The 18,192-nt window shown below is 70.6% G+C and carries 15 protein-coding genes and 2 pseudogenes; 5 read left to right on the forward strand and 12 right to left on the reverse strand.

From position 1 onward, the window contains the following. Positions 1–68: 68 nt before the first annotated feature. From ACWGIH_RS41635 to ACWGIH_RS41655, 5 genes are all read right to left on the reverse strand, one after another. A complete protein-coding gene (locus tag ACWGIH_RS41635; RefSeq protein WP_453451909.1) occupies positions 69–2,462 on the reverse strand; it encodes an ATP-binding cassette domain-containing protein in 2,394 nt (797 codons plus the stop codon). A 179-nt stretch (positions 2,463–2,641) separates the two neighbouring features. Continuing rightward, positions 2,642–3,052, reverse strand: a complete 411-nt coding sequence (locus tag ACWGIH_RS41640; RefSeq protein ID WP_453451908.1) for a VOC family protein — start codon at positions 3,050–3,052, stop codon at positions 2,642–2,644. Between the two features lie 182 nt (positions 3,053–3,234). Beyond that, the gene (locus ACWGIH_RS41645; RefSeq protein WP_370443954.1) at positions 3,235–3,312 is read right to left on the reverse strand and encodes a 50S ribosomal protein bL37; all 78 of its coding nucleotides are present in this window, start codon (positions 3,310–3,312) and stop codon (positions 3,235–3,237) included. A gap of 145 nt (positions 3,313–3,457) precedes the next feature. After that, complete coding sequence (locus tag ACWGIH_RS41650; protein ID WP_453451907.1) at positions 3,458–4,087, reverse strand: cysteine hydrolase family protein; 630 nt, start codon at positions 4,085–4,087, stop codon at positions 3,458–3,460. Positions 4,088–4,216: 129 nt separating this feature from the next. Next, entirely contained in the window at positions 4,217–5,209 is a 993-nt protein-coding gene (locus ACWGIH_RS41655) for a GlxA family transcriptional regulator (protein WP_453451906.1), read from the reverse strand. 176 nt (positions 5,210–5,385) lie between these two features. Between ACWGIH_RS41655 and ACWGIH_RS41660 the strand changes: the two genes are divergently transcribed. After that, on the forward strand, positions 5,386–6,447 hold the full coding sequence (locus ACWGIH_RS41660; protein WP_453451905.1) for a methyltransferase: 1,062 nt from the start codon (positions 5,386–5,388) through the stop codon (positions 6,445–6,447). Between the two features lie 101 nt (positions 6,448–6,548). Further along, positions 6,549–7,166 (forward strand): hypothetical protein, encoded by a 618-nt coding sequence (locus ACWGIH_RS41665; RefSeq protein WP_453451904.1) that lies wholly within the window; start codon positions 6,549–6,551, stop codon positions 7,164–7,166. Between the two features lie 62 nt (positions 7,167–7,228). On the opposite strand, the gene ACWGIH_RS41670 is transcribed toward ACWGIH_RS41665, so the two are convergent. Next, complete coding sequence (locus ACWGIH_RS41670) at positions 7,229–8,452, reverse strand: phospholipase D-like domain-containing protein (RefSeq protein ID WP_453451903.1); 1,224 nt, start codon at positions 8,450–8,452, stop codon at positions 7,229–7,231. A gap of 173 nt (positions 8,453–8,625) precedes the next feature. On the opposite strand from ACWGIH_RS41670, the gene ACWGIH_RS41675 reads away from it, so the two are divergent. Beyond that, on the forward strand, positions 8,626–8,868 hold the full coding sequence (locus ACWGIH_RS41675) for a DUF6411 family protein (RefSeq protein WP_453451902.1): 243 nt from the start codon (positions 8,626–8,628) through the stop codon (positions 8,866–8,868). A gap of 6 nt (positions 8,869–8,874) precedes the next feature. On the opposite strand, the gene ACWGIH_RS41680 is transcribed toward ACWGIH_RS41675, so the two are convergent. The 3 genes from ACWGIH_RS41680 to ACWGIH_RS41690 all read right to left on the reverse strand — a co-directional run bounded on the left by ACWGIH_RS41680 (position 8,875) and on the right by ACWGIH_RS41690 (position 12,410). Continuing rightward, on the reverse strand, positions 8,875–9,492 hold the full coding sequence (locus ACWGIH_RS41680; RefSeq protein WP_453451901.1) for a TOPRIM nucleotidyl transferase/hydrolase domain-containing protein: 618 nt from the start codon (positions 9,490–9,492) through the stop codon (positions 8,875–8,877). Positions 9,493–9,546: 54 nt separating this feature from the next. Continuing rightward, positions 9,547–9,903, reverse strand: coding sequence for a hypothetical protein (locus tag ACWGIH_RS41685; RefSeq protein WP_453510467.1), 357 nt, complete (start codon positions 9,901–9,903; stop codon positions 9,547–9,549). 95 nt (positions 9,904–9,998) lie between these two features. Next, positions 9,999–12,410: a phosphoketolase family protein gene (locus ACWGIH_RS41690; RefSeq protein WP_453451899.1), complete on the reverse strand. Its 2,412-nt coding sequence runs from the start codon at positions 12,408–12,410 to the stop codon at positions 9,999–10,001. A gap of 281 nt (positions 12,411–12,691) precedes the next feature. On the opposite strand from ACWGIH_RS41690, the gene ACWGIH_RS41695 reads away from it, so the two are divergent. Together ACWGIH_RS41695 and ACWGIH_RS41700 are read left to right on the forward strand one after the other, a co-directional pair. Continuing rightward, entirely contained in the window at positions 12,692–13,891 is a 1,200-nt protein-coding gene (locus tag ACWGIH_RS41695) for an AAA family ATPase (protein ID WP_453451898.1), read from the forward strand. Between the two features lie 16 nt (positions 13,892–13,907). Beyond that, on the forward strand, positions 13,908–15,527 hold the full coding sequence (locus ACWGIH_RS41700; RefSeq protein ID WP_453451897.1) for a VWA domain-containing protein: 1,620 nt from the start codon (positions 13,908–13,910) through the stop codon (positions 15,525–15,527). 225 nt (positions 15,528–15,752) lie between these two features. Here the strand turns inward: ACWGIH_RS41700 and ACWGIH_RS41705 are convergent, their stop codons facing one another. From ACWGIH_RS41705 to ACWGIH_RS41715, 3 genes and pseudogenes are all read right to left on the reverse strand, one after another. Beyond that, positions 15,753–17,216: an exo-alpha-sialidase gene (locus ACWGIH_RS41705; RefSeq protein ID WP_453451896.1), complete on the reverse strand. Its 1,464-nt coding sequence runs from the start codon at positions 17,214–17,216 to the stop codon at positions 15,753–15,755. 284 nt (positions 17,217–17,500) lie between these two features. Further along, positions 17,501–17,731, reverse strand: a pseudogene (locus ACWGIH_RS41710) (GntR family transcriptional regulator); the annotation flags it as partial. Between the two features lie 15 nt (positions 17,732–17,746). Further along, positions 17,747–18,192 (reverse strand): annotated as a pseudogene (locus ACWGIH_RS41715) (hypothetical protein); the annotation flags it as partial.

The following is an 18,192-nucleotide window of genomic DNA, read 5'->3' on the forward strand; positions in this document are numbered from 1 at the left end:
CCGGCCGCCGTCACCCCTCCTTGTCGAAAACCGCCGGACGGCCGCGGGGAGGCCGGCCGGCCCGCAGGTCAGCCGATGTACGCCGCGAGGTGTTCGCCGGTGAGCGTGGAGCGGTCCGCGACGAGATCCGCGGGCGTGCCCTCGAAGACGATCTTGCCGCCGTCGTGCCCCGCGCCGGGCCCGAGGTCGATGATCCAGTCGGCGTGCGCCATGACCGCCTGGTGGTGCTCGATCACGATGACCGACTTCCCCGACTCGACGAGGCGGTCGAGCAGCCCGAGCAGCTGCTCCACGTCCGCGAGGTGCAGACCGGTCGTCGGCTCGTCGAGGACGTACACCCCGCTCTTGTCTGCCATGTGGGTGGCCAGCTTGAGCCGCTGCCGCTCGCCGCCGGACAGTGTGGTGAGCGGCTGACCGAGGCTGAGGTAGCCGAGCCCCACGTCGGAGAGCCGCTCGAGGATCTTGTGCGCGGCCGGGGTGCGCGCCTCGCCCTCACCGAAGAACTCCTCCGCCTCCGCCACGGACATCGCGAGCACCTCGCTGATGTCGCGGCCACCGAAGGTGTACTCGAGGACCGCGGGCTGGAACCGCTTCCCCTCGCAGTCCTCACAAGGGGTCTCGACACTGGCCATGATCCCCAGGTCGGTGTAGATGACGCCCGCGCCGTTGCAGGTCGGGCAGGCGCCCTCGGAGTTCGCGCTGAACAACGCCGGCTTCACGTCGTTGGCCTTGGCGAACGCCTTGCGGATCGGCTCGAGGAGCCCGGTGTACGTCGCCGGGTTGCTGCGCCGCGAGCCCTTGATCGGCGTTTGGTCGACCGAGACCACCCCCGCGGACGCGGGGACGGAGCCATGGATCAGGGAGCTCTTGCCGGAGCCCGCCACACCGGTGACCACGCACAGCACCCCGAGCGGAATGTCGACGTCGACGCCCTGGAGGTTGTGCCGGGTGGCACTGCGGATCTCGAGCGTGCCGACGGGCTTGCGCACCGTCTCCTTGAGCGCGGCCCGGTCGTCGAGGTGGCGGCCGGTGACGGTGTCGCTGGCCCGCAGCCCGTCGACGGTGCCCTCGAAGCAGACGGCTCCGCCCGCCGTGCCGGCACCGGGCCCGAGGTCGACGACATGGTCGGCGATCGCGATGGCCTCGGGCTTGTGCTCGACGACCAGCACCGTGTTGCCCTTGTCCCGCAGTCGCAGCAGGAGCTTGTTCATCCGCTCGATGTCGTGGGGGTGCAGGCCGATGGTCGGCTCGTCGAAGACGTACGTGACGTCGGTGAGCGAGGAGCCGAGGTGGCGGATCATCTTGACGCGCTGTGCCTCGCCGCCCGACAGCGTGCCCGCGGGCCGGTCGAGCGAGAGGTAGCCGAGGCCGATCTCCACGAACGAGTCGAGGGTCTGCTGCAGCGCGGTGAGCAGCGGCGCCACGGACGGTTCCTTGAGGCCGCGGACCCACTCGGCGAGGTCGCGGATCTCCATCGCGCAGGCGTCGGCGATGCTGATCCTCTTGATCTTCGAGGACCTGGCCCCCTCGCTGAGCCGGGTGCCGTCACACTCGGGACAGGTGGTGAAGGTGACCGCGCGCTCCACGAAGGCCCGGATGTGCGGCTGCATCCCCTCCTTGTCCTTGGACAGGAACGACTTCTGGATCTTGGGGATCAGCCCCTCGTAGGTGAGGTTGACGCCGTTGACCTTGACCTTGACCGGCTCCCCGTAGAGGAAGTCCCGCAGTTCCTTCTTGGTGTACTTGCGGATCGGCTTGTCCGGGTCGACGAAGCCGGACTGGGCGTAGACCTGCACGGTCCACTGGCTGTCGGACTTCCAGCCGGGGATGGTGAAAGCGCCCTCGGCGAGCGACTTGGAGTCGTCGTAGAGCTGGGTGAGGTCGATGTCGGAGACCGTGCCCCGGCCCTCGCAGCGCGTGCACATGCCGCCGGTGCGGTTGAAGGTCGCCTTCACGGTCTTGGTCTTGTCGGAACCGCGTTCGACGGTGATCCCGCCGCTCGCCCTGACCGACGCGGTGTTGAACGAGTACGCGCTGGGCGGGCCGATCTGCGGCTTGCCGAGCCGGCTGAAGAGGATGCGCAGCATCGCGTTGGCGTCGGTGGCGGTGCCGACCGTGGAGCGGGGGTCGGCCCCCATCCGCTGCTGGTCGACGATGATCGCGGTCGTGAGGCCGTCGAGTACGTCGACTTCGGGACGCGCCGGCGTCGGCATGAAGCCCTGCACGAAGGCGCTGTACGTCTCGTTGATCATCCGCTGTGACTCCGCGGCGATCGTGCTGAACACCAGTGAGCTCTTGCCCGACCCGGAGACGCCGGTGAACACCGTCAGGCGTCGCTTGGGGAGCTCGATGCTGACGTCCTTGAGGTTGTTCACACGCGCGCCGTGCACCCGGATCAAGTCGTGGCTGTCGGCGGCGTGGAGCGCAGGCGACTGCGTGGTCTTTCTCTTGGCCGGGCTCATGGTTTCTCCATCTGTCGGGCGGAGCCGCTCGCGCGGTCTCCGTCGTTGTCGCCTGGCTCGATCTGATCTTCGTCGAGCGCTACGTCAGGTTCTACTTCGTCGGCGTGATTGCGGCAACGGGTCGCTGACCTTCCGCTTGCGGCATCAGATCGGGGCGCGCGACCGCGGGGCCGCCGTCCTCAGTGCAGCTCCTGGATGCGGAGCATGTTGCCCGCGGGGTCGCGGACGGCGCAGTCGCGTACACCGTAGGGCTGCTCGGTCGGCTCCTGGACGATCTCGGCGTCCTCGGCCCGCAGCCGCGCGAAGGTGCCCTCCAGGTCGGCGGTGGTCAGGAGGATTCCGGCGTAGGTCCCCTTGGCCATCATCTCGTGGATGGTGCGGCGCTCGGCCTCGGTGATGCCGGGGTCGGCGGCCGGGGGCTGCAGGACGATGGAGGTGCCGGGCTGGTCCGCGGGGCCGACGGTGATCCAGCGCATCCCGTCGTATCCGACGTCGTGGCGGACCTCGAAGCCGAGGCAGTCGCGGTAGAAGGCCAGGGAGGCGTCCGGGTCGTTGTGCGGGAGGAAGCTCGCGTGAATGGTGACGTCCATGGAATGCACGCTAGGCGCCGCACGAGGGCCGGCGCTTCTCGATTCCTGACCGGTCCGGTCGGGCCGGGCCCCAGCCGGATCAGATCAGTCAGGACGGGGCAGGGCAGGCAGGCAGGTGTCAGGTCAGGACATGCGTCGGGGGCGGCACCGGATGGTGCCGCCCCCGATCGCCGCGCCCGTCGTCAGGACTGGGGGCGGCTGCCGTGGTTCGCGCCGTTCTTGCGGCGGGCCTTCTTCTTGCGACGTCGCTTCGAGGACATGGATACCTCCGTGGTTCCGGTGTTGCTTCCCGGGCGCGAGCCCAGGCGATCATGCACTCCCTACCCAGCACGACGCCGGGTAATGACGTGTCCTACGACACGATGTGGACCACCTGTGGCAGCCCGTGCCCCACCGGCCCGTCGCTCAGGCGGGGAGCGCCTCGACGGTGGGCACGACGGTGCCGAACAGGTCGGTGATGGTGGTCAGCGCGGCACTCTGGAGCGCCACGGCGGGCAGGACGCTGCCGTCCGGGGCGGTGAGCGCGCGGGCGGCGGTGGCTTCGGCGACGACGGTGGGGCGATAGCCGAGGTTGAAGGCGCCCTGGGCGGTGTAGTTGACGCACATGTGGGTCATGAAGCCGGCAAGGACCAGGTCCTTGCCGCTCCCCGGGGCGATGCCCAGATCGGTCAGCGTCTTCTCCAGTTCGGTGGCGTGGAAGGAGTTGGGGAACTGCTTGACCACGACCGCCTCGCCCTCCACCGGGGCGACCTCGTCGCTGATGGCCCCGATGTGGGCACGGATGTCGTAGGGGGAGCCTTCGCCGCCGTCGTTGAGGACATGGACGACCGGGGTGCCCGCGGCGCGAGCGCGCTCCAGGAGGCGAGCCCCTGCCGCGAGGGCCTCTTCGGCACCGTCCAGTGCCATGACGCCGGTGCGGTAGGTGTTCTGGAAGTCGATCAGGACCAGTGCGGATTCGCTCAGCCGGGGCGGCTGGTCGTCCAGGCCGATCACGGCCCGCAGGGTGGTGGAGGGCTGGTTCGTGTGCGTGCTCATGAGGTGAGGCACCTTTCGTGTTTCGCCGTGCGTCACGGCGTGCGGCATGGAGGAATCAGGCATGGCGGAACGAGGCATGGCGAAGCCGTGGGGCTCGCCTGCGTGTGTGTGTGGGGGGGTGTGACGGGGTCAGGCGGGCTGGATGCGGAAGCGGCGGCGGTAGGCCGCCGGGGTCGTGGCGAGCTGCCGGTTGAACGCCCGGTGCAGCGTCTCCACCGAGCCGAGCCCGGCGGCGGTCGCGACCTGGTCGAGCGGTCTGTCGGTGGTCTCCAGGAGGCGGCGCGCCACCTCGACGCGGGCGGCTTCCACGTAGTCGGCGGGGCTGGTGCCCGTCTCCTGCTTGAACACCCGGGCGAAGTGCCGTTCGCTCAGGCACATCCGAGCCGCCAGTGCCGCCGCCGACAGGTCCTCGTCTAGGTGCTCGGCGATCCACAGCCGCAGTTCGTCGATGTCACGGCGGGCGGACGCGGGGCGGCTCAGGGGTACGGAGAACTGGCTCTGACCGCCCTGGCGCTTGAGGTACATGACCAGTTGCCGGGCCACCGAAAGGGCAACGTCCTCGCCCTGGTCCTCGGCCACGAGCGCCAGGGCGAGGTCCAGGCAGGCGCTGATACCGGCCCCGGTCCACAGTCGGCCCCGGTCGGTGCGCACGAAGATGGGGTCCGGGTCGACGACGACGGCAGGGTGCTCCGCGGCGAGCTGGGCGGCGGTCGACCAGTGGGTGGTCGCCGTCTTCCCGTCGAGGAGTCCGGCCGCGGCGAGCACGTGCGCGCCCACGCACACCGAAGCCACCCGGCGGGCCTGCGGAGCGGTCGCCTTCACCCACTCCACGACGTCCGCGTCGATGCGGGCGACCGGGCCCTTGTCGGTCATGTCGACCGCGCCCGGCACCAGGAGGGTGTCCACCTGTCCGCGGACCTCGTCGAAACCGAGGTCCGCGATCAGCCGCACCCCCGCCGACGTACGGACCTCACCGGCGACCGGTCCCGCGAGGCGCACCTGGTAGCCGGCGCGGCCCGCGGTCTCCCGCCCGGCCAGGGCGAAGACCTCGGCCGGGCCGGTCACGTCGAGGAGGTCGACATCGGGGAAGACCGCGATGACGACACGGTGCGGAGTGGGCATGCCCTCATCCTCACCGTGCAGGCCGATGGCCGCAATGACGGTTCTCTGTCACATCCGGACATCCGCCGTCGGGAACACGCGTCAGGGAACATTCGTCCAAGACGGCCGCTTCCGGCTTCGGCAAGGCTGAGGGCGCACGACCGAGGGGCTTCAGCAGCAGTCGAAGGGAAGCAACGATGGCGTACGACGACACCACGACGAACGACTCCGAGAACGTCCGTGAGCTGGTCGCACAGCTCGTGTTCGGAAGCCTGGCCGCGCAGACCGTGCGCGCGGCCGTCCGGCTGCGGGTGATGGAGCTGATCGGCGACAAGGAGCGGTCGGCGGCCGAGGTGGCGGCCGAGGCCGGGGCGCGCCCCCAGCCCATGACCAGGCTGCTGCGCGCCCTGGCGAGCCTGGGGCTGCTGCGCGAACACACCGCGGGCTCGTTCTCGGTGACCCCCGCGGGCGCCACGCTGGACCCCGGGCGCCCCGACTCGATCACCTCGCTCGTACGGATGTTCACCGAGCCGACGATGCTGCGTGCCTGGGAGCACTTGGACGACAGCGTCCGGACCGGTGACGTCGCGTTCGACGCGATCTTCGGGAAGGACTTCTTCGCCCATCTCAAGGAGTCCCCCGACCTGTCCGCGGAGTTCAACGCGGCCATGAGCCAGGCCGTCAGGGCGACCGCCGCCGTCCTGCCGCACGCCTACGACTTCGGCCGCTTCACCACCGTGACCGACGTCGGCGGCGGAGACGGCACCCTGCTCAGCGCGGTGCTCCGCGAGCACCCGGCCCTGAACGGCGTCATCTACGACACGGAGGAGGGCCTGGCCCAGGCTCCGGCGACGCTGGAGCGCCAAGGGCTCACGAAGCGGTGCTCCTTGGTGGCCGGGGACTTCTTCCGCTCGGTTCCCGGGGGCGCCGACGCCTTCCTGATGAAGAGCATCCTGCACGACTGGTCGGACGAGCAGGCGGTCGCGATCCTGCGCCATTGCCGCGAGGTGCTGCCGCCGTCGGGGCGCGTGCTGATCGTGGAGCCGGTCCTGCCCGAGGTCGTCGATGCGGAAACGGCCGGGCTCACGTATCTCACCGACCTCAACATGATGGTCAATGTGGGCGGCAGGGAACGGACGCGGCCCGACTTCGAGGACCTGTGCCGCAGGGCCGGCCTGACCCTCACGTCGGTGACCCCGCTGACGCGGGCGGAACCGTTCTGTCTCCTTGAGGCGACGGCGACACGCGTCACGACCTGATCACGTACTCCACGTTTCAACCGTAGGTGATCTACCGTGTTCCGCCTGGCACAACTTTGGGGGGACATATGCGCGTTCGCGCTACCGCGGCAGTTGCCGCCATGCTTCTGGCCGCTCTGACCGCGTGCGGCGGCAGCGATGGCGGGGACGGTGACAAGGCCGGCTCGAAGCCGGCGAACGACTCGAAGGGCGCGGCGTCGAAGAAGGTCGACTGCGCGGACGAGAACATCAGCCAGGCCGACTGGACGAAGCACTGCTCCGACGAGGGTGCCGGCGCCGAAGCGGACGGAGCCGAGGAGAAGGCGACGGGCCTGACGTTCGGCGAGTCCTACACCTGGCCCGACGGCCTGAAGGTGTCCGTGACCGAGGCGAAGGTCTTCACGGGCCACGACGCCGAGCTGATGGAGTCGGCCGAGCCCGGCAACACCGACTTCCGCGTGCGGCTGAAGCTGACGAACTCCGGCAAGTCCGCCGTCGCTCTCGACGACCTCTCCCTCATCGTCGAGGGCGCCACGAAGGGCGGCGAGGCCGCGCAGACCGCGTTCGAGAAGGGAGCGGAACCGCTCGCAGGGCGCCTGGCCCCAGGAGTGTCCGCGACGAAGACCAACGACAACGTGCTGGAGACGAAGTACGGCAAGAAGATCCTCGTCACGGTGCAGCGCAGCAGCGAGGCCGCGAACCTGGACTTCCCGGAGTTCACCGGAGCCATCACCGACTGATCCGAGGCGGCTGATTCCGAGGCGGCGGGCCCGGGGAGGCCCGGCGCCCCGGATCGGGTTCGTCAGAGGAAGCGGCGGATCGGGCGTACGGACAACTCGCGGGCCCGTTGCAGTGCCGAGCGTCTCTTCCAGCGGCCCGGCCGGATCAGCTCGCTGACCGTCACGTCGTCGTCGAAGTGCGCGTCGAGCGTCGCGGCGAACGCCGGGTCCAGGACCGCGAGCATGACTTCCTCGTCGTGATCGAGGGAGCGGCGGTTGAAGTTGGTCGAGCCGATGAGCGAGGCGACGCCGTCGACCGTGATGATCTTGGCGTGCATCATCGTCGGCTGGTACTGGAAGATCTTCACCCCGCACGCGGTGAGGTCCTCGTAATAGTGCTGGCCGGCGAGGTGGCTGACCCTCTTGTCGGTGTGCGGCCCCGGCAGCAGGATCTCCACCTCGACGCCGCGCCGCGCGGCGTCACACAGCAGCTCGATGAAGTACGTGTCCGGGGAGAAGTACGCGGTGGACAGCCGGAAGCGCTCCTCGGCCGACTCCAGCATCACCCGGATCAGGGTCTGCATGTCCTGCCAGCCGAGGCTGGCCGAGCCGCGCACCACCTGCACGATGGCGTCGCCCGCCGGGCGCTGCTCGATGAACCGGTCGCGCTCGTCGAAGAGTTCCTCGTGGCACTCCGCCCAGTTCTGCGCGAATGCCGCGGCGATGCCGTCCACCGCGGGCCCGCGGACCTCGACATGGGTGTCGCGCCACTCGTTCTCGTTGCGCGCGTTGCCACACCACTCCTGAGCGATCCCGACCCCGCCGGTGAACGCGCTCTCCTCGTCGATGACGAGAACCTTGCGGTGGCAGCGGTGATTCTGCTTGAGCGGGGAGAGGTACAGCGGCTTGCGGAACCACGCCACCTGCACCCCCGCCCGGTCCATCGCGTCGAGCTGCTCGCTCTCGATCAGCCGGCTGCCGAACCCGTCAAGGAGCAACCGCACCCGCACCCCGGCACGGGCCCGCTCCGCGAGCGCCTCGGCGAACTGGTGAGCGATGTCACCCTTCCAGTACACGAAGGTCATCATGTCCACGGTGTGCTCGGCCCGGCGGATCCCGGCGAGCATGGCCGCGAAGATCTCGTCCCCGTTGCGCAGCGGCGTGAGCGAGTTTCCCTCGGTCGCCGCGATGCCTATCAGCCGCTCGAGGCGCCGTCTTATCCGCGTGACGCGGTCCTCCATGGAGGGCGCGCCCGCCCCGTCCCGCGTCCCCGGAGTCAGCTCGGGCGGTTCCTGCGTACTGGTCATGGTGTCACCTGGCCGGTACGCGAAGGGAGTCATCAGGCCGCGGCGCCCGGTCCGGCACGGGCTGAGCGGCGAGCCGACTGTACCGGTCGGCTCGCCGGGGCGGTCGGGCCCCCGCGCATACACCTGGCCCTGCAGGGCACACGGCACTCACGCCTCGAGGCAGGGAGCCTTTCATGATAATCGTCGGAATCGTAGCTGTCTGTGTCGTTCTGGCCGTCCTCGCGTTCTTCGTGCCGCGTCTTTCCCGGCACCCCGAGCGGGGAACCCAGCGCACGTTGGGAGCCGGTTCACGCGCCGGAAGCAAGGCCCCCGGCATCCTTGGCCGGATCTTCAGCAAGCCGTTCCGCAGCAGTTCCAAGGCCGTGGGCCGCAGTGGCTCGGCCGGCCGACGGACCCGCGGCCGCATGCCCTTCTGACCGGGCTCACAAGCTCGCGAGGAGGTCGTCGAGCGGGGCCGGTGCCAGCTCCGGATCGAGGGCCTCGACGAGGAGACGGCCGTAGCGGATCTTGCGGCCCTTCTTCGTCCCGAGGAAACGCCGCAACTGCTGTACGCGGGAGCGGTCGTGCTGCGCCGGCTGGCGCAGGAAGGTCTGCCAGGCCCGCAGATCGCCCTCGTCCCGGACGATCTCCTCGACCCTCGCCGTGCCAAGGGCGCGGATGAGTTCGTCCTCCAGGTCCGACACGCAGACGAAGAAGTCCCGGCGCGGCGCCCGGGCCCGCTCAAGACCGCGGTCGTAGAAGCGCCGTTCGCCCACATCGCACAGTCCGGCCAGCCGCAGGTCGAGACCGGGCGGCCCGAGGAGCTCGGTGTAGCGCCCGATGCTCATCGCGCCGCCCATCGACACGACGCACACCCCTTCGACTGCCAGGTCCCGGCCGCGGCGCGCGGCCAACGCCTCGACGGCCTCGCGGTCGCTGGGCCCTTCGAGCAGCACCGCCGTCCGCACCCCGACCCGCACGGCCAGCTCACTCGCCGCCCCGCCGGGCCCGCCGGCCGCCCAGTCGGTGACCGCGTCCCGGAACGCCCGCATGTCCGCCATGGGGCGAGTCTGCACCGTCGTCGACGCCACGGCACGCGATATTCGACGACCGGATCAGCCTGCCTGGCCCGCCTTCATCAAGGTCTCGTAGCCCGCGTCGTCGCAGTAGGAGATGGCGCGCCCCTCGGCGGCCTGATCGCCGTCGACCGCCCGGGCGGTGTCATCGAGGATGTGGCTGCCGTCCCGGTCAAGTCCGTTCTGGTTCAGCCGCTTCGCGGCGGCGACGACCGTATATCCGCCGAAGCCGTCGCTGTCCGCCGCCTCGTTCCTCTCCTGCTGCCAACTCCCCAGCGCGGAACAGTAGGTGTGTCGCCGCTCCTCGTCCCGCGCCGAGTCGGAGTCCTGTGCCGAGCAGCCGGCCATCAGACCGACGACGGCGACAGCCGTCACTGTTCGCGTGGCTCTTCGCATGCTTGATGTGCCCCCTCGCCCTGTGCCACCGGACACTGTTCGCCCGGCGCCCGCCCCACGTCCAGCCGGCATGGCGCACGCCGCGCCCGCCTCGGTCAATCCTGCCAGGACCAGTCCCGTACCTCCGGCAGGTCCACGCCGTGCGCGCGCACGTAGGCGTGGTGGCGCAGCCGCGCGTCCTTCATCCGCTGGCGTACCTCGACCGCGCGGACGCCGAGGCCGGGCACCCGGTCGACGACGTCCATCACCAGGCGGAAGCGGTCCAGGTCGTTGGCGACGACCATGTCGAAGGGCGTGGTCGTCGTGCCGCGTTCCTTGTAACCGCGGACGTGCAGGTGCGGGTGGACCGCACGTCGGTAGGCAAGGCGGTGCACCAGCCACGGGTAGCCGTGGAAGCCGAAGATGACCGGCTTGTCACGGGTGAACAGCGCGTCGAACTCCGCGTCCGGCATGCCGTGCGGATGCTCGCCCTCCGGCATCAGCCGCGCGATGTCCACCACGTTGACCACGCGCACCGCAAGCTCCGGCAGGTGGCTGCGCAGCAGGCTCGCGGCCGCGAGGACCTCCAGGGTGGGCACATCCCCGGCGCAGGCCAGGACGACATCCGGCTCCTGATCGGGGCCTTCGGTGCCGGCCCAGGTCCATACTCCGGCACCCCGCGCACAGTGGGCCCGTGCGTCGTCGAGGCTCAGCCAGTCGAAGCCGGGCTGCTTGCCGGCCACGACCACGTTCACGTAGTCACGTGAGGAGAGGCAGTGCTCGGCGGTGGACAGCAGCGTGTTGGTGTCCGGGGGCAGATAGACCCGTACGGCCTCCGGGCTCTTGTTGAGGACGTGTCCGATGAAGCCCGGGTCCTGGTGCGAGAAGCCGTTGTGGTCCTGGCGCCACACGTGGGAGGTCAGCAGGTAGTTGAGCGAGGCGATCGGCGCGCGCCAGGGCAACTCGCGGGTGGTGCGCAGCCATTTGATGTGCTGGTTGACCATCGAGTCGACGATGTGCACGAACGCCTCGTAGCAGGAGAACAGTCCGTGACGCCCCGTCAGCAGGTAGCCCTCGAGCCAGCCTTGGCAGGTGTGCTCGGAGAGGATCTCCATCACCCGCCCGTGCCGGGTGAGGTGTTCGTCGACCTCGTGGATCTCTTCCTGCCAGGCCTTCCCGGATGCCCCGTAGACGTCGTCGAGCCGGTTGGAGGCCGTCTCGTCCGGGCCCACGAGCCGGAAGTCGCGCCGCTCGGCGGTGTCGGCCATCACTTGGCGCAGGTAGCCGCCGAGGACCCGCGTCGGCTCGTTCAGGGTGGCGCCCGGCTTGTCCACGTCGACCGCGAACTGCTCGAGCGGTTTCAGGGGCAGCGAGCGCAGGAGCAGCCCGCCGTTGGCGTGCGGGTTGGCGCCCAGGCGCAGTTCGCCCTGCGGGGCGATGTCGACGAGTCCGGCCGCCGGGCGCCCCTCGGCGTCGAACAGTTCCTCGGGGCGGTAGGAGCGCAGCCACTCCTCCAGCTGCCGGCGGTGCTCGGCGCTCTCCCTGACGTTGGAGAGCGGCACCTGGTGCGCGCGCCACGTGCCCTCCACCGGCTTGCCGTCCACCGTCTTGGGGCCGGTCCAGCCCTTGGGGGTGCGGAGCACGATCATGGGCCAGCGGGGTGCCGGGGCGTCCTTGGCCCGCTCGGCGTCCCCGGCGGCCCTGGCCTCGCGCTGGATCGCCGCGATGCGGTCCAGGCAGCGGTCGAGGGCGACGGCGAAGTCCCGGTGGACCGTCATGGGGTCGTCGCCGGTGACGTGCACGGGCTCGTACCCGTATCCGCGCATCAGGTCGTCGAGCTGCTCCTGGGGCATCCGGGCCGGGATCGTCGGGTTGGCGATCTTGTAGCCGTTCAGGTGCAGGATGGGCAGCACCGCGCCGTCGTGCACCGGGTCCAGGAAGGCGTTGGAGTGCCAGGACGCGGCCAGCGGTCCGGTCTCGGACTCTCCGTCGCCGATGACGCACACCGACAGCAGGTCGGGGTTGTCGAACGCTGCTCCATGGGCGTGCGAGAGGGAGTAGCCGAGCTCGCCGCCCTCATGGATGGAGCCGGGCGTCTCGGGGGCGACATGGCTCGGCACTCCGCCGGGGAACGAGAACTGGCGGAAGAGGCGGGTCATCCCCTCTTCGTCGCGGGTGATGTCGGGGTAGGTCTCGGTGTACGTGCCGTCCAGCCACGAGTTGGCCAGTACGGCGGGCCCGCCGTGTCCGGGGCCCCAGATGCAGACGGTGTCCAGGTTCCGCGCCTTGATGACCCGGTTGAGGTGGACGTGCACGAGGTTGAGCCCGGGCGAGGTGCCGAAGTGGCCGAGGAGGCGTGGCTTGATGTCCTCGACGGCGAGGGGGCGTCGCAGCAGGGCGTTGTCCATCAGGTAGATCTGGCCCACCGAGAGGTAGTTCGCTGCCCTCCAGTACCGTGCCAGCTCCTGCAGTTCGGCGTCGGAGGGTGGTTCGGCGGGTGAGGCCGGGTGCACCGCGGGGTCGGCCATGGGGTGGCTGCTCCTTCCGGGGATGACGGTCGTCCTGACGTCACGGCGGCGGACCGGTGCGGCGGCCCCCGACGGTCCGGCGGAGGGCGCGGCGCGTCATCGGCTGAGTGACCGGCCACGCCCAACGTAACGGTGTGCCGGATCACACGCCTCCCGGAGTCGGCCGGACGCATGTCGCGCGCCACCGGGTTCCCACTGGGAGAGATGTACACGGATATCTTGCTCGGGCGAAGGGCCGTGGCACGGAACGGGCCCGGCACCGTACAGGCGAGGAGCTGAATGTGGGTTCACCCGACGCGCGGGACACGGCCAGGAGGCTGCGGGCGATCAGTGACGAGCTGTCGGACCGTTTCTACGAGCGGGCCGACGTGGTGCGGACGCTGGTGGTGACGCTGCTCGCCGGACAGCACTCGCTGATCCTCGGCCCGCCCGGCACCGCGAAGTCCGAGATGGCCCGTGAGCTGACGGGCAGGGTCGACGGCGCGTCGTACTGGGAGATCCTGCTGTCGAAGTTCACCGCGCCGACCAGGATGTTCGGTCCCGTCGACGTCGCCGCGCTGGCCCGGGGCGAGTATCGCCAGGTCTACGAGGGGCGCGCCACGACCGCGCATGTGGCGTTCATCGACGAGATCTTCAAGTGCTCCACGGCGGCCCTGAACGAGACGCTGGGTTTCCTCAACGAGCGCATCTACCACCCCGAGAGCGGCGGCGAACCGATCCGCTGTCCGCTGATCGGCGCCATCACGGCGAGCAACGAACTGCCCACCGGGGAGGACTCCGCCGCGATCTACGACCGGCTCCTCGTGCGGATCGAGGTCGGATATCTCGCGGACCCCTCGAACTTCGCCGCGCTGGTGCGCTCCGCCGTCGGCCGCCCCGCGGCAGCGCATCGGACCACGGTCGAACTGACCGCGTTGCGGCACGCCGTGGCCGAGGCCGTCCCGGCCGTGGATGTCCCCGATGTGATCGTGGACGCGGTGTGCACGCTGCGGGCCGCCCTGCGCCGCAAGGAACTCGTCGCCTCCGACCGCCGTTGGCGGCAGGCGGTGGGCCTGCTCCAGGCATCCGCGTATCTGGACGACCGCCCGGCGGTGGCCGAGAGCGATCTGTCGGTGCTCACCCATGTGCTGTGGGACTCCCCCGCCGAGCGCCCGACCGTCGAGCGCGAGGTGCTGCAACTGGTCAACCCCGATGCCAAGGAGGCGCTCGACCTGGCCGATGCCATCGAGGAGATAGAGACCCAGCTGGACGCGATGGCCGGGCAGTCACGCGAGGCGCTGAGCGACTGGGTCATCAAAAAGGCCCACAACAAGCTCGCCATGGCGGGGAAACGGCTGGAGACGCTGCGTGCGGAGGCGGCGGGAGCGGGCCGCTCCACCGCGGCCATCGACCGGGTCACCGGCCGCCAGCGCGCCGTCCGCGCCCGCGTCCTCACCGAGGCACTCGGCGTGGACGCGAGCATGGTGCAGGCCCAGTTCTGACACCGGGGGCGGACGCATGGACGAGACGCCGAGCGGGATCCACGAGCTGACGAACCTCGCCGGGAGATGGCTCGGTGCGCCGACCGCCGCTCCCGAGCGGCACACCGCGGCCGTGGTCGCGGACCGGTTCGAGCAGATCGCGTGGCGCGACACCCTTGAGCAGTCGGCCGGTCTGCGCGAGCTCGCCGACGAGCTGACCCAGCGGCACGACTACGCCGTGGATCTCCTGACCGACGTGTTCCTGGCCGCGTACAAGGCCGGCCCGCGTCTTCGCGAGCGCGCGCGCATGACCTCGTCGCGGCTGGTCAACCACCAGGTCATCGCCTCCCTGATGGAGTCACCGGAGTTCGCCGAGCTGCGCCGGGAGACGACCGGGGATCCCTACGCCGCCGCCATGGCCGTACTCGCCCAGGCCCCCGCACTGCGCCGACTCCTCGACCGCTCCCGCGAGGCACAGGAGCGAGCCGAGCAGGCGGACAGCGCCGAGCAGGACGCCGGGGAGGCGGCGGCCGCCGTGAGCGAGGCCTTCCAGCAGGCCGCGGAAGGGGCCGGCGAGGAGGGCACCGCGACCGCCCCGGCCGCGGACGCCCTCCGTCGGGCGATCGAGGCCGCCGAGTCCGCCGAGGCGGCCGCGCGGCAGGCATCCAGGTTCGCCGAGCAGGCCATCGGCGCGGCGGCCCCCGGAGTCCGCGCCGCCACGCGGGGCGCGGCGGCACGGGCCGCCCGGGCCGTACGGGACGAGGGCGCCCTCATGCGGGCCTGGGGTGTCGGGCCCGGCGAGCTGGAGCGGCTGCCGTTCGACCGACGAGCCCGGCTCGCCGAGCGGCTGCGCACGAGCCGCCTCGCGCGGTGGGCCGAACTGATCGGCCGCTTCCGGCAGATGGCCGACGGCGAGCGCGCCCGCAAGGTGGAGAACGCCACCGGTGAACTGGTCGGCGTCACACTCGGCGACGACCTCTCCCGCGTCATCCCCTCCGAGCTCGCCAACCTGGGCCTGCCCGAGCTCCGGGCGGTGTTCGCCGCGCGCTACGCCGCCGGGGAACTGATGCTCTACGACACCCAGGGCGAGCAGAGCACCGGCAAGGGCGCCATCATCGCGTGCGTGGACACCTCGCACTCCATGTACGTGGAGGGGCCGGGCGGAGTCACCCGGGAGGCGTGGGCCAAGGGGTGCGCCCTGGCGCTCCTGGATCAGGCCCGCCATGCCAAACGGGACTTCGTCGGCATCCTGTTCGCCGCCGCCGACAAGCTCCAGATCTTCCGCTTCCCGGCCGGGGAGAGCGCCGACATCGCCCGAGTGCTCGACTTCGCGGAGACCTTCCTCGGCGGCGGCACCAGCTACCAGAGGCCGCTGTCGGCGGCCGTCGGGCTTCTGGAGGAGGAGTTCGACGACGCCGCCCGTTCGCGCGGCGACATCGTGCTGCTCACCGACGACGAATGCGGCGTCACCGAGGAGTGGATGCGCGGCTGGAACAGCGCCAGGCACCGGCTGGGATTCCGCGTCTTCGGCGTGGCCGTCGGCGCCCCGCCCGCCGCCGAAGCCGGCTCGGTCCTCGATGCCCTGTGCGACAACCTCCGCTCCGTCGAGGACTTCACCGATGTCCACGCGGCCGCCGATCTGTTCCGCGTGATCTGACCGCCCTCACGTGCTGCGAGCGGTGCCACCGGGCGTCGACGCCCGCGACTTCGACGGTTCCCGCGGCTGCGGGGAGGCGTCCGTCAGGTGGTCCCCCCACGAGCAGCACCATGCTCACCGCGCCCGCGAACGTCAGGACGGCCGGCGCCTGCCCCAGATCCATGCCGGAGGCGAGCGGCGTCAGCGCGTACGCCTTCTTCGCGCCGATCCGGTCGCTGAGGCGGCCTAGGGAGTGATCGCCACCGTCGCACCGGCCGAGGCCCGCTTGCCGCCGGTCCGGTAGGCGGCGGTGAGTTCGAAGCTGCCCGAGGCGTCCGACGGCACGGTGACCGGGACCTTGACCGTCGCCCCCTGGCCGGGGTCGAGCGCGGGCACGGTGACCTGACGCGTCGTCCACCCGCCGGGCACCGCGAGATCGAGGGTGCCCTGAGCGCGGCGCGTGTCCATCCGGTTGACCACCCGCACCTCCACCTTGCCCTTCACGCCCGCCCTCAGGGTCGCGGGCGGGGCGATCGTGATGTCCGCGCAGGTGCCGCCCAGCCAGTCCAGGTCGAAGGACGCGTAGGTGATGTGGTCGTAGCCGCCCCGCTCGTAGAGCAGTCCCACGCGCCCGTCCGGCAGCTTGGTCAGCGTCGAGTAGGCCGCGGCGCCCGGCTCGACGACCTTGCTGATCGGCCACGTCCTGCCGTTGTCGCAGGACATCCTCACGGTGAGGTTGCGCCGCTCCGTGGTGTCCTCGGTGTTGCTGAACAGCAGCCACGAGGACCGTGGATGCGAGGCCGGGGCCCCGGGTTCGTACCGCATGATCGAGGCGTTGTTCGCGGGGTCGATGAGCTTCGCGTCCTGCTCGAACGGGGTGTAGTTGACGCCGCCGTCGGTCGAGTACGCGATCGTGCGGTAGGGCTTCGAACGGTTGTTGAGCATGATCCTGCCGTCGGACAGCTCGACGGTCTTGTTCTCGTCGCCGCCGGGACCGACCGGGTTGCCCATCTTCCAGGTGGTCCCGTGGTCGTCGCTGTAGGCGCTCGCCGCGTAGTTGGCGCCGTCGATGCGAATCGCGTACTGCTGGATGAGGCGCCCCTTGTGCGGGCCGTGCCGCAGTTGGAGTCCCTCCCCCGACGCCGCGAACATGCCTGACCAGGACGGGTCCTTGAGCTGCCGGGTGATGCGCCGGTGGGTCCAGGTAACGCCGTCGTCGTCCGAGTAGCCGTAGTCGGCCTGCAGGATGTCGGGGTCGCTCTCGTCGTTGCCGGTGCCCGAGCCGGAGAAGCCTTCGTTGACCGAGGAGGCGTGGAAGACGAAGATGCGCCCGGTCGTACGGTCGACGAGCAGGCTCGGATCGCCGTGTCCCTTGGGCGCGGCGTCCTTGCGCACCACCTGCTGCGCCTTCCACGTCTTGCCCCCGTCGGTGCTCCGGCGCAGGACGACGCCGAGGTTGCCCGGCAGGTCACCCAGGGTGGGCCTGGCGTCGTAGGCCGCGAGCAGCGTTCCCTCCACCGAGGTGGTCAGGGCGGGGATGCGGTAGTAGGGCGCGCCCACGCCGTTGGTGGTCAGATCCTGCGAGGTCAGCTCGCCCGGGGCGGCGGGGTCGGCGTGTGCGGTGCCTGCCGGGGTGCCTGTCGCGGTGCCTGCCGCGGTGAGGACGAGCGCTGCGGCGGACAGCAGGGCAAGGGGGACTCTTCGCTGCATGGACGATCCATCCTCGGGTTCCGCGTGGTGGTCGTGGGTGCTGAGCAGGTGGGGGCAGGTGGGGGGGCAGGCAGATCGCGTCCATCGTCGCGATCGAGAACGGCACTGGAGCGATGACGCGCGCGGCCGACAGGGCGGCGTCGAAGAACGCCCCGGACACCGGCCCACCTGGACAGCAGACGTCTGATGTACTGACCGCAAAGGGCCCGCCCCGTCGGCGACACGCCCCGGCAGAGCGGCGAAGCGGGCGTACGCCCAGGTCAGGACTGCACGGCGTCCATGGAGAGCTGCTCGACGAGTTCATTGCCGAGCGTGGTGACGATCCGCTCGGCCATCCCGCGCTCGACGAGGTCGCGTACGTTGACGAGGTCGGCCAGGGCTAGGAAGTCGTCGCCCGGCAAGAGCAGCCCGCGGAAGGCCAGGATCTCCACCGGGGCGGAGAGGCTCAGTCGGCCGACAAAGGTGTCATGGCCGCGGCGGACCTCGACGATGTCCAGGACGTTGAGGATCTTGACGACGCCACCAAGGCGTCAGACGACATCTGATGTCTCAGGTCGGCGGCGGCACAGCTTGGCCAGCGGGCGGACGAGGTGTCGTGTCACGTGCCAAGCGACCAAGAGGGAGAGGAGGAGCAGAGCGACGTCGGCCGCGGCGTGCGCGAGGCCGGTGAGGGCGGTCCGCCCGATCAGGACCGACCCGAAGAGAGTGGTGAACCAGCCCACCACGGTCACCGAGGAAGCCGCCACGGCGACCGGCACGCCCCCGAGGCCCACCGCGCGAGCATCCGCGTCGGAGTCGAAGCTCTCGGCATCGGCGCCACCGACCGCGACGAGCAGCCAGAAGCACAGGACCACGGGGAGCGCGGCGCTGAAGAGGATGCCCGGGAACCCGGCCACGGCCCGCAGGAACTCCCCCATCGCCCCGCCCCCTTCGCACTCGCGCACGCGCGCCCTCGCAGCAGCTCGGGTCCCGGTGC

This window comes from Streptomyces sp. NPDC054872, assembly GCF_053610705.1.

Excerpts from the sequence above, each read along its gene's own strand:
- ACWGIH_RS41690 (WP_453451899.1), bottom strand. The coding sequence starts at position 12,410 with ATGGCCGACCCCGCGGTGCACCCGGCCTCACCCGCCGAACCACCCTCC.
- ACWGIH_RS41660 (WP_453451905.1), top strand. The coding sequence starts at position 5,386 with ATGGCGTACGACGACACCACGACGAACGACTCCGAGAACGTCCGTGAG.
- ACWGIH_RS41675 (WP_453451902.1), top strand. The coding sequence starts at position 8,626 with ATGATAATCGTCGGAATCGTAGCTGTCTGTGTCGTTCTGGCCGTCCTC.
- ACWGIH_RS41685 (WP_453510467.1), bottom strand. The coding sequence starts at position 9,903 with ATGCGAAGAGCCACGCGAACAGTGACGGCTGTCGCCGTCGTCGGTCTG.
- ACWGIH_RS41640 (WP_453451908.1), bottom strand. The coding sequence starts at position 3,052 with ATGGACGTCACCATTCACGCGAGCTTCCTCCCGCACAACGACCCGGAC.
- ACWGIH_RS41700 (WP_453451897.1), top strand. The coding sequence starts at position 13,908 with ATGGACGAGACGCCGAGCGGGATCCACGAGCTGACGAACCTCGCCGGG.
- ACWGIH_RS41650 (WP_453451907.1), bottom strand. The coding sequence starts at position 4,087 with ATGAGCACGCACACGAACCAGCCCTCCACCACCCTGCGGGCCGTGATC.
- ACWGIH_RS41670 (WP_453451903.1), bottom strand. The coding sequence starts at position 8,452 with ATGACCAGTACGCAGGAACCGCCCGAGCTGACTCCGGGGACGCGGGAC.
- ACWGIH_RS41680 (WP_453451901.1), bottom strand. The coding sequence starts at position 9,492 with ATGGCGGACATGCGGGCGTTCCGGGACGCGGTCACCGACTGGGCGGCC.
- ACWGIH_RS41635 (WP_453451909.1), bottom strand. The coding sequence starts at position 2,462 with ATGAGCCCGGCCAAGAGAAAGACCACGCAGTCGCCTGCGCTCCACGCC.
- ACWGIH_RS41665 (WP_453451904.1), top strand. The coding sequence starts at position 6,549 with ATGCTTCTGGCCGCTCTGACCGCGTGCGGCGGCAGCGATGGCGGGGAC.
- ACWGIH_RS41645 (WP_370443954.1), bottom strand. The coding sequence starts at position 3,312 with ATGTCCTCGAAGCGACGTCGCAAGAAGAAGGCCCGCCGCAAGAACGGC.
- ACWGIH_RS41705 (WP_453451896.1), bottom strand. The coding sequence starts at position 17,216 with ATGCAGCGAAGAGTCCCCCTTGCCCTGCTGTCCGCCGCAGCGCTCGTC.
- ACWGIH_RS41655 (WP_453451906.1), bottom strand. The coding sequence starts at position 5,209 with ATGCCCACTCCGCACCGTGTCGTCATCGCGGTCTTCCCCGATGTCGAC.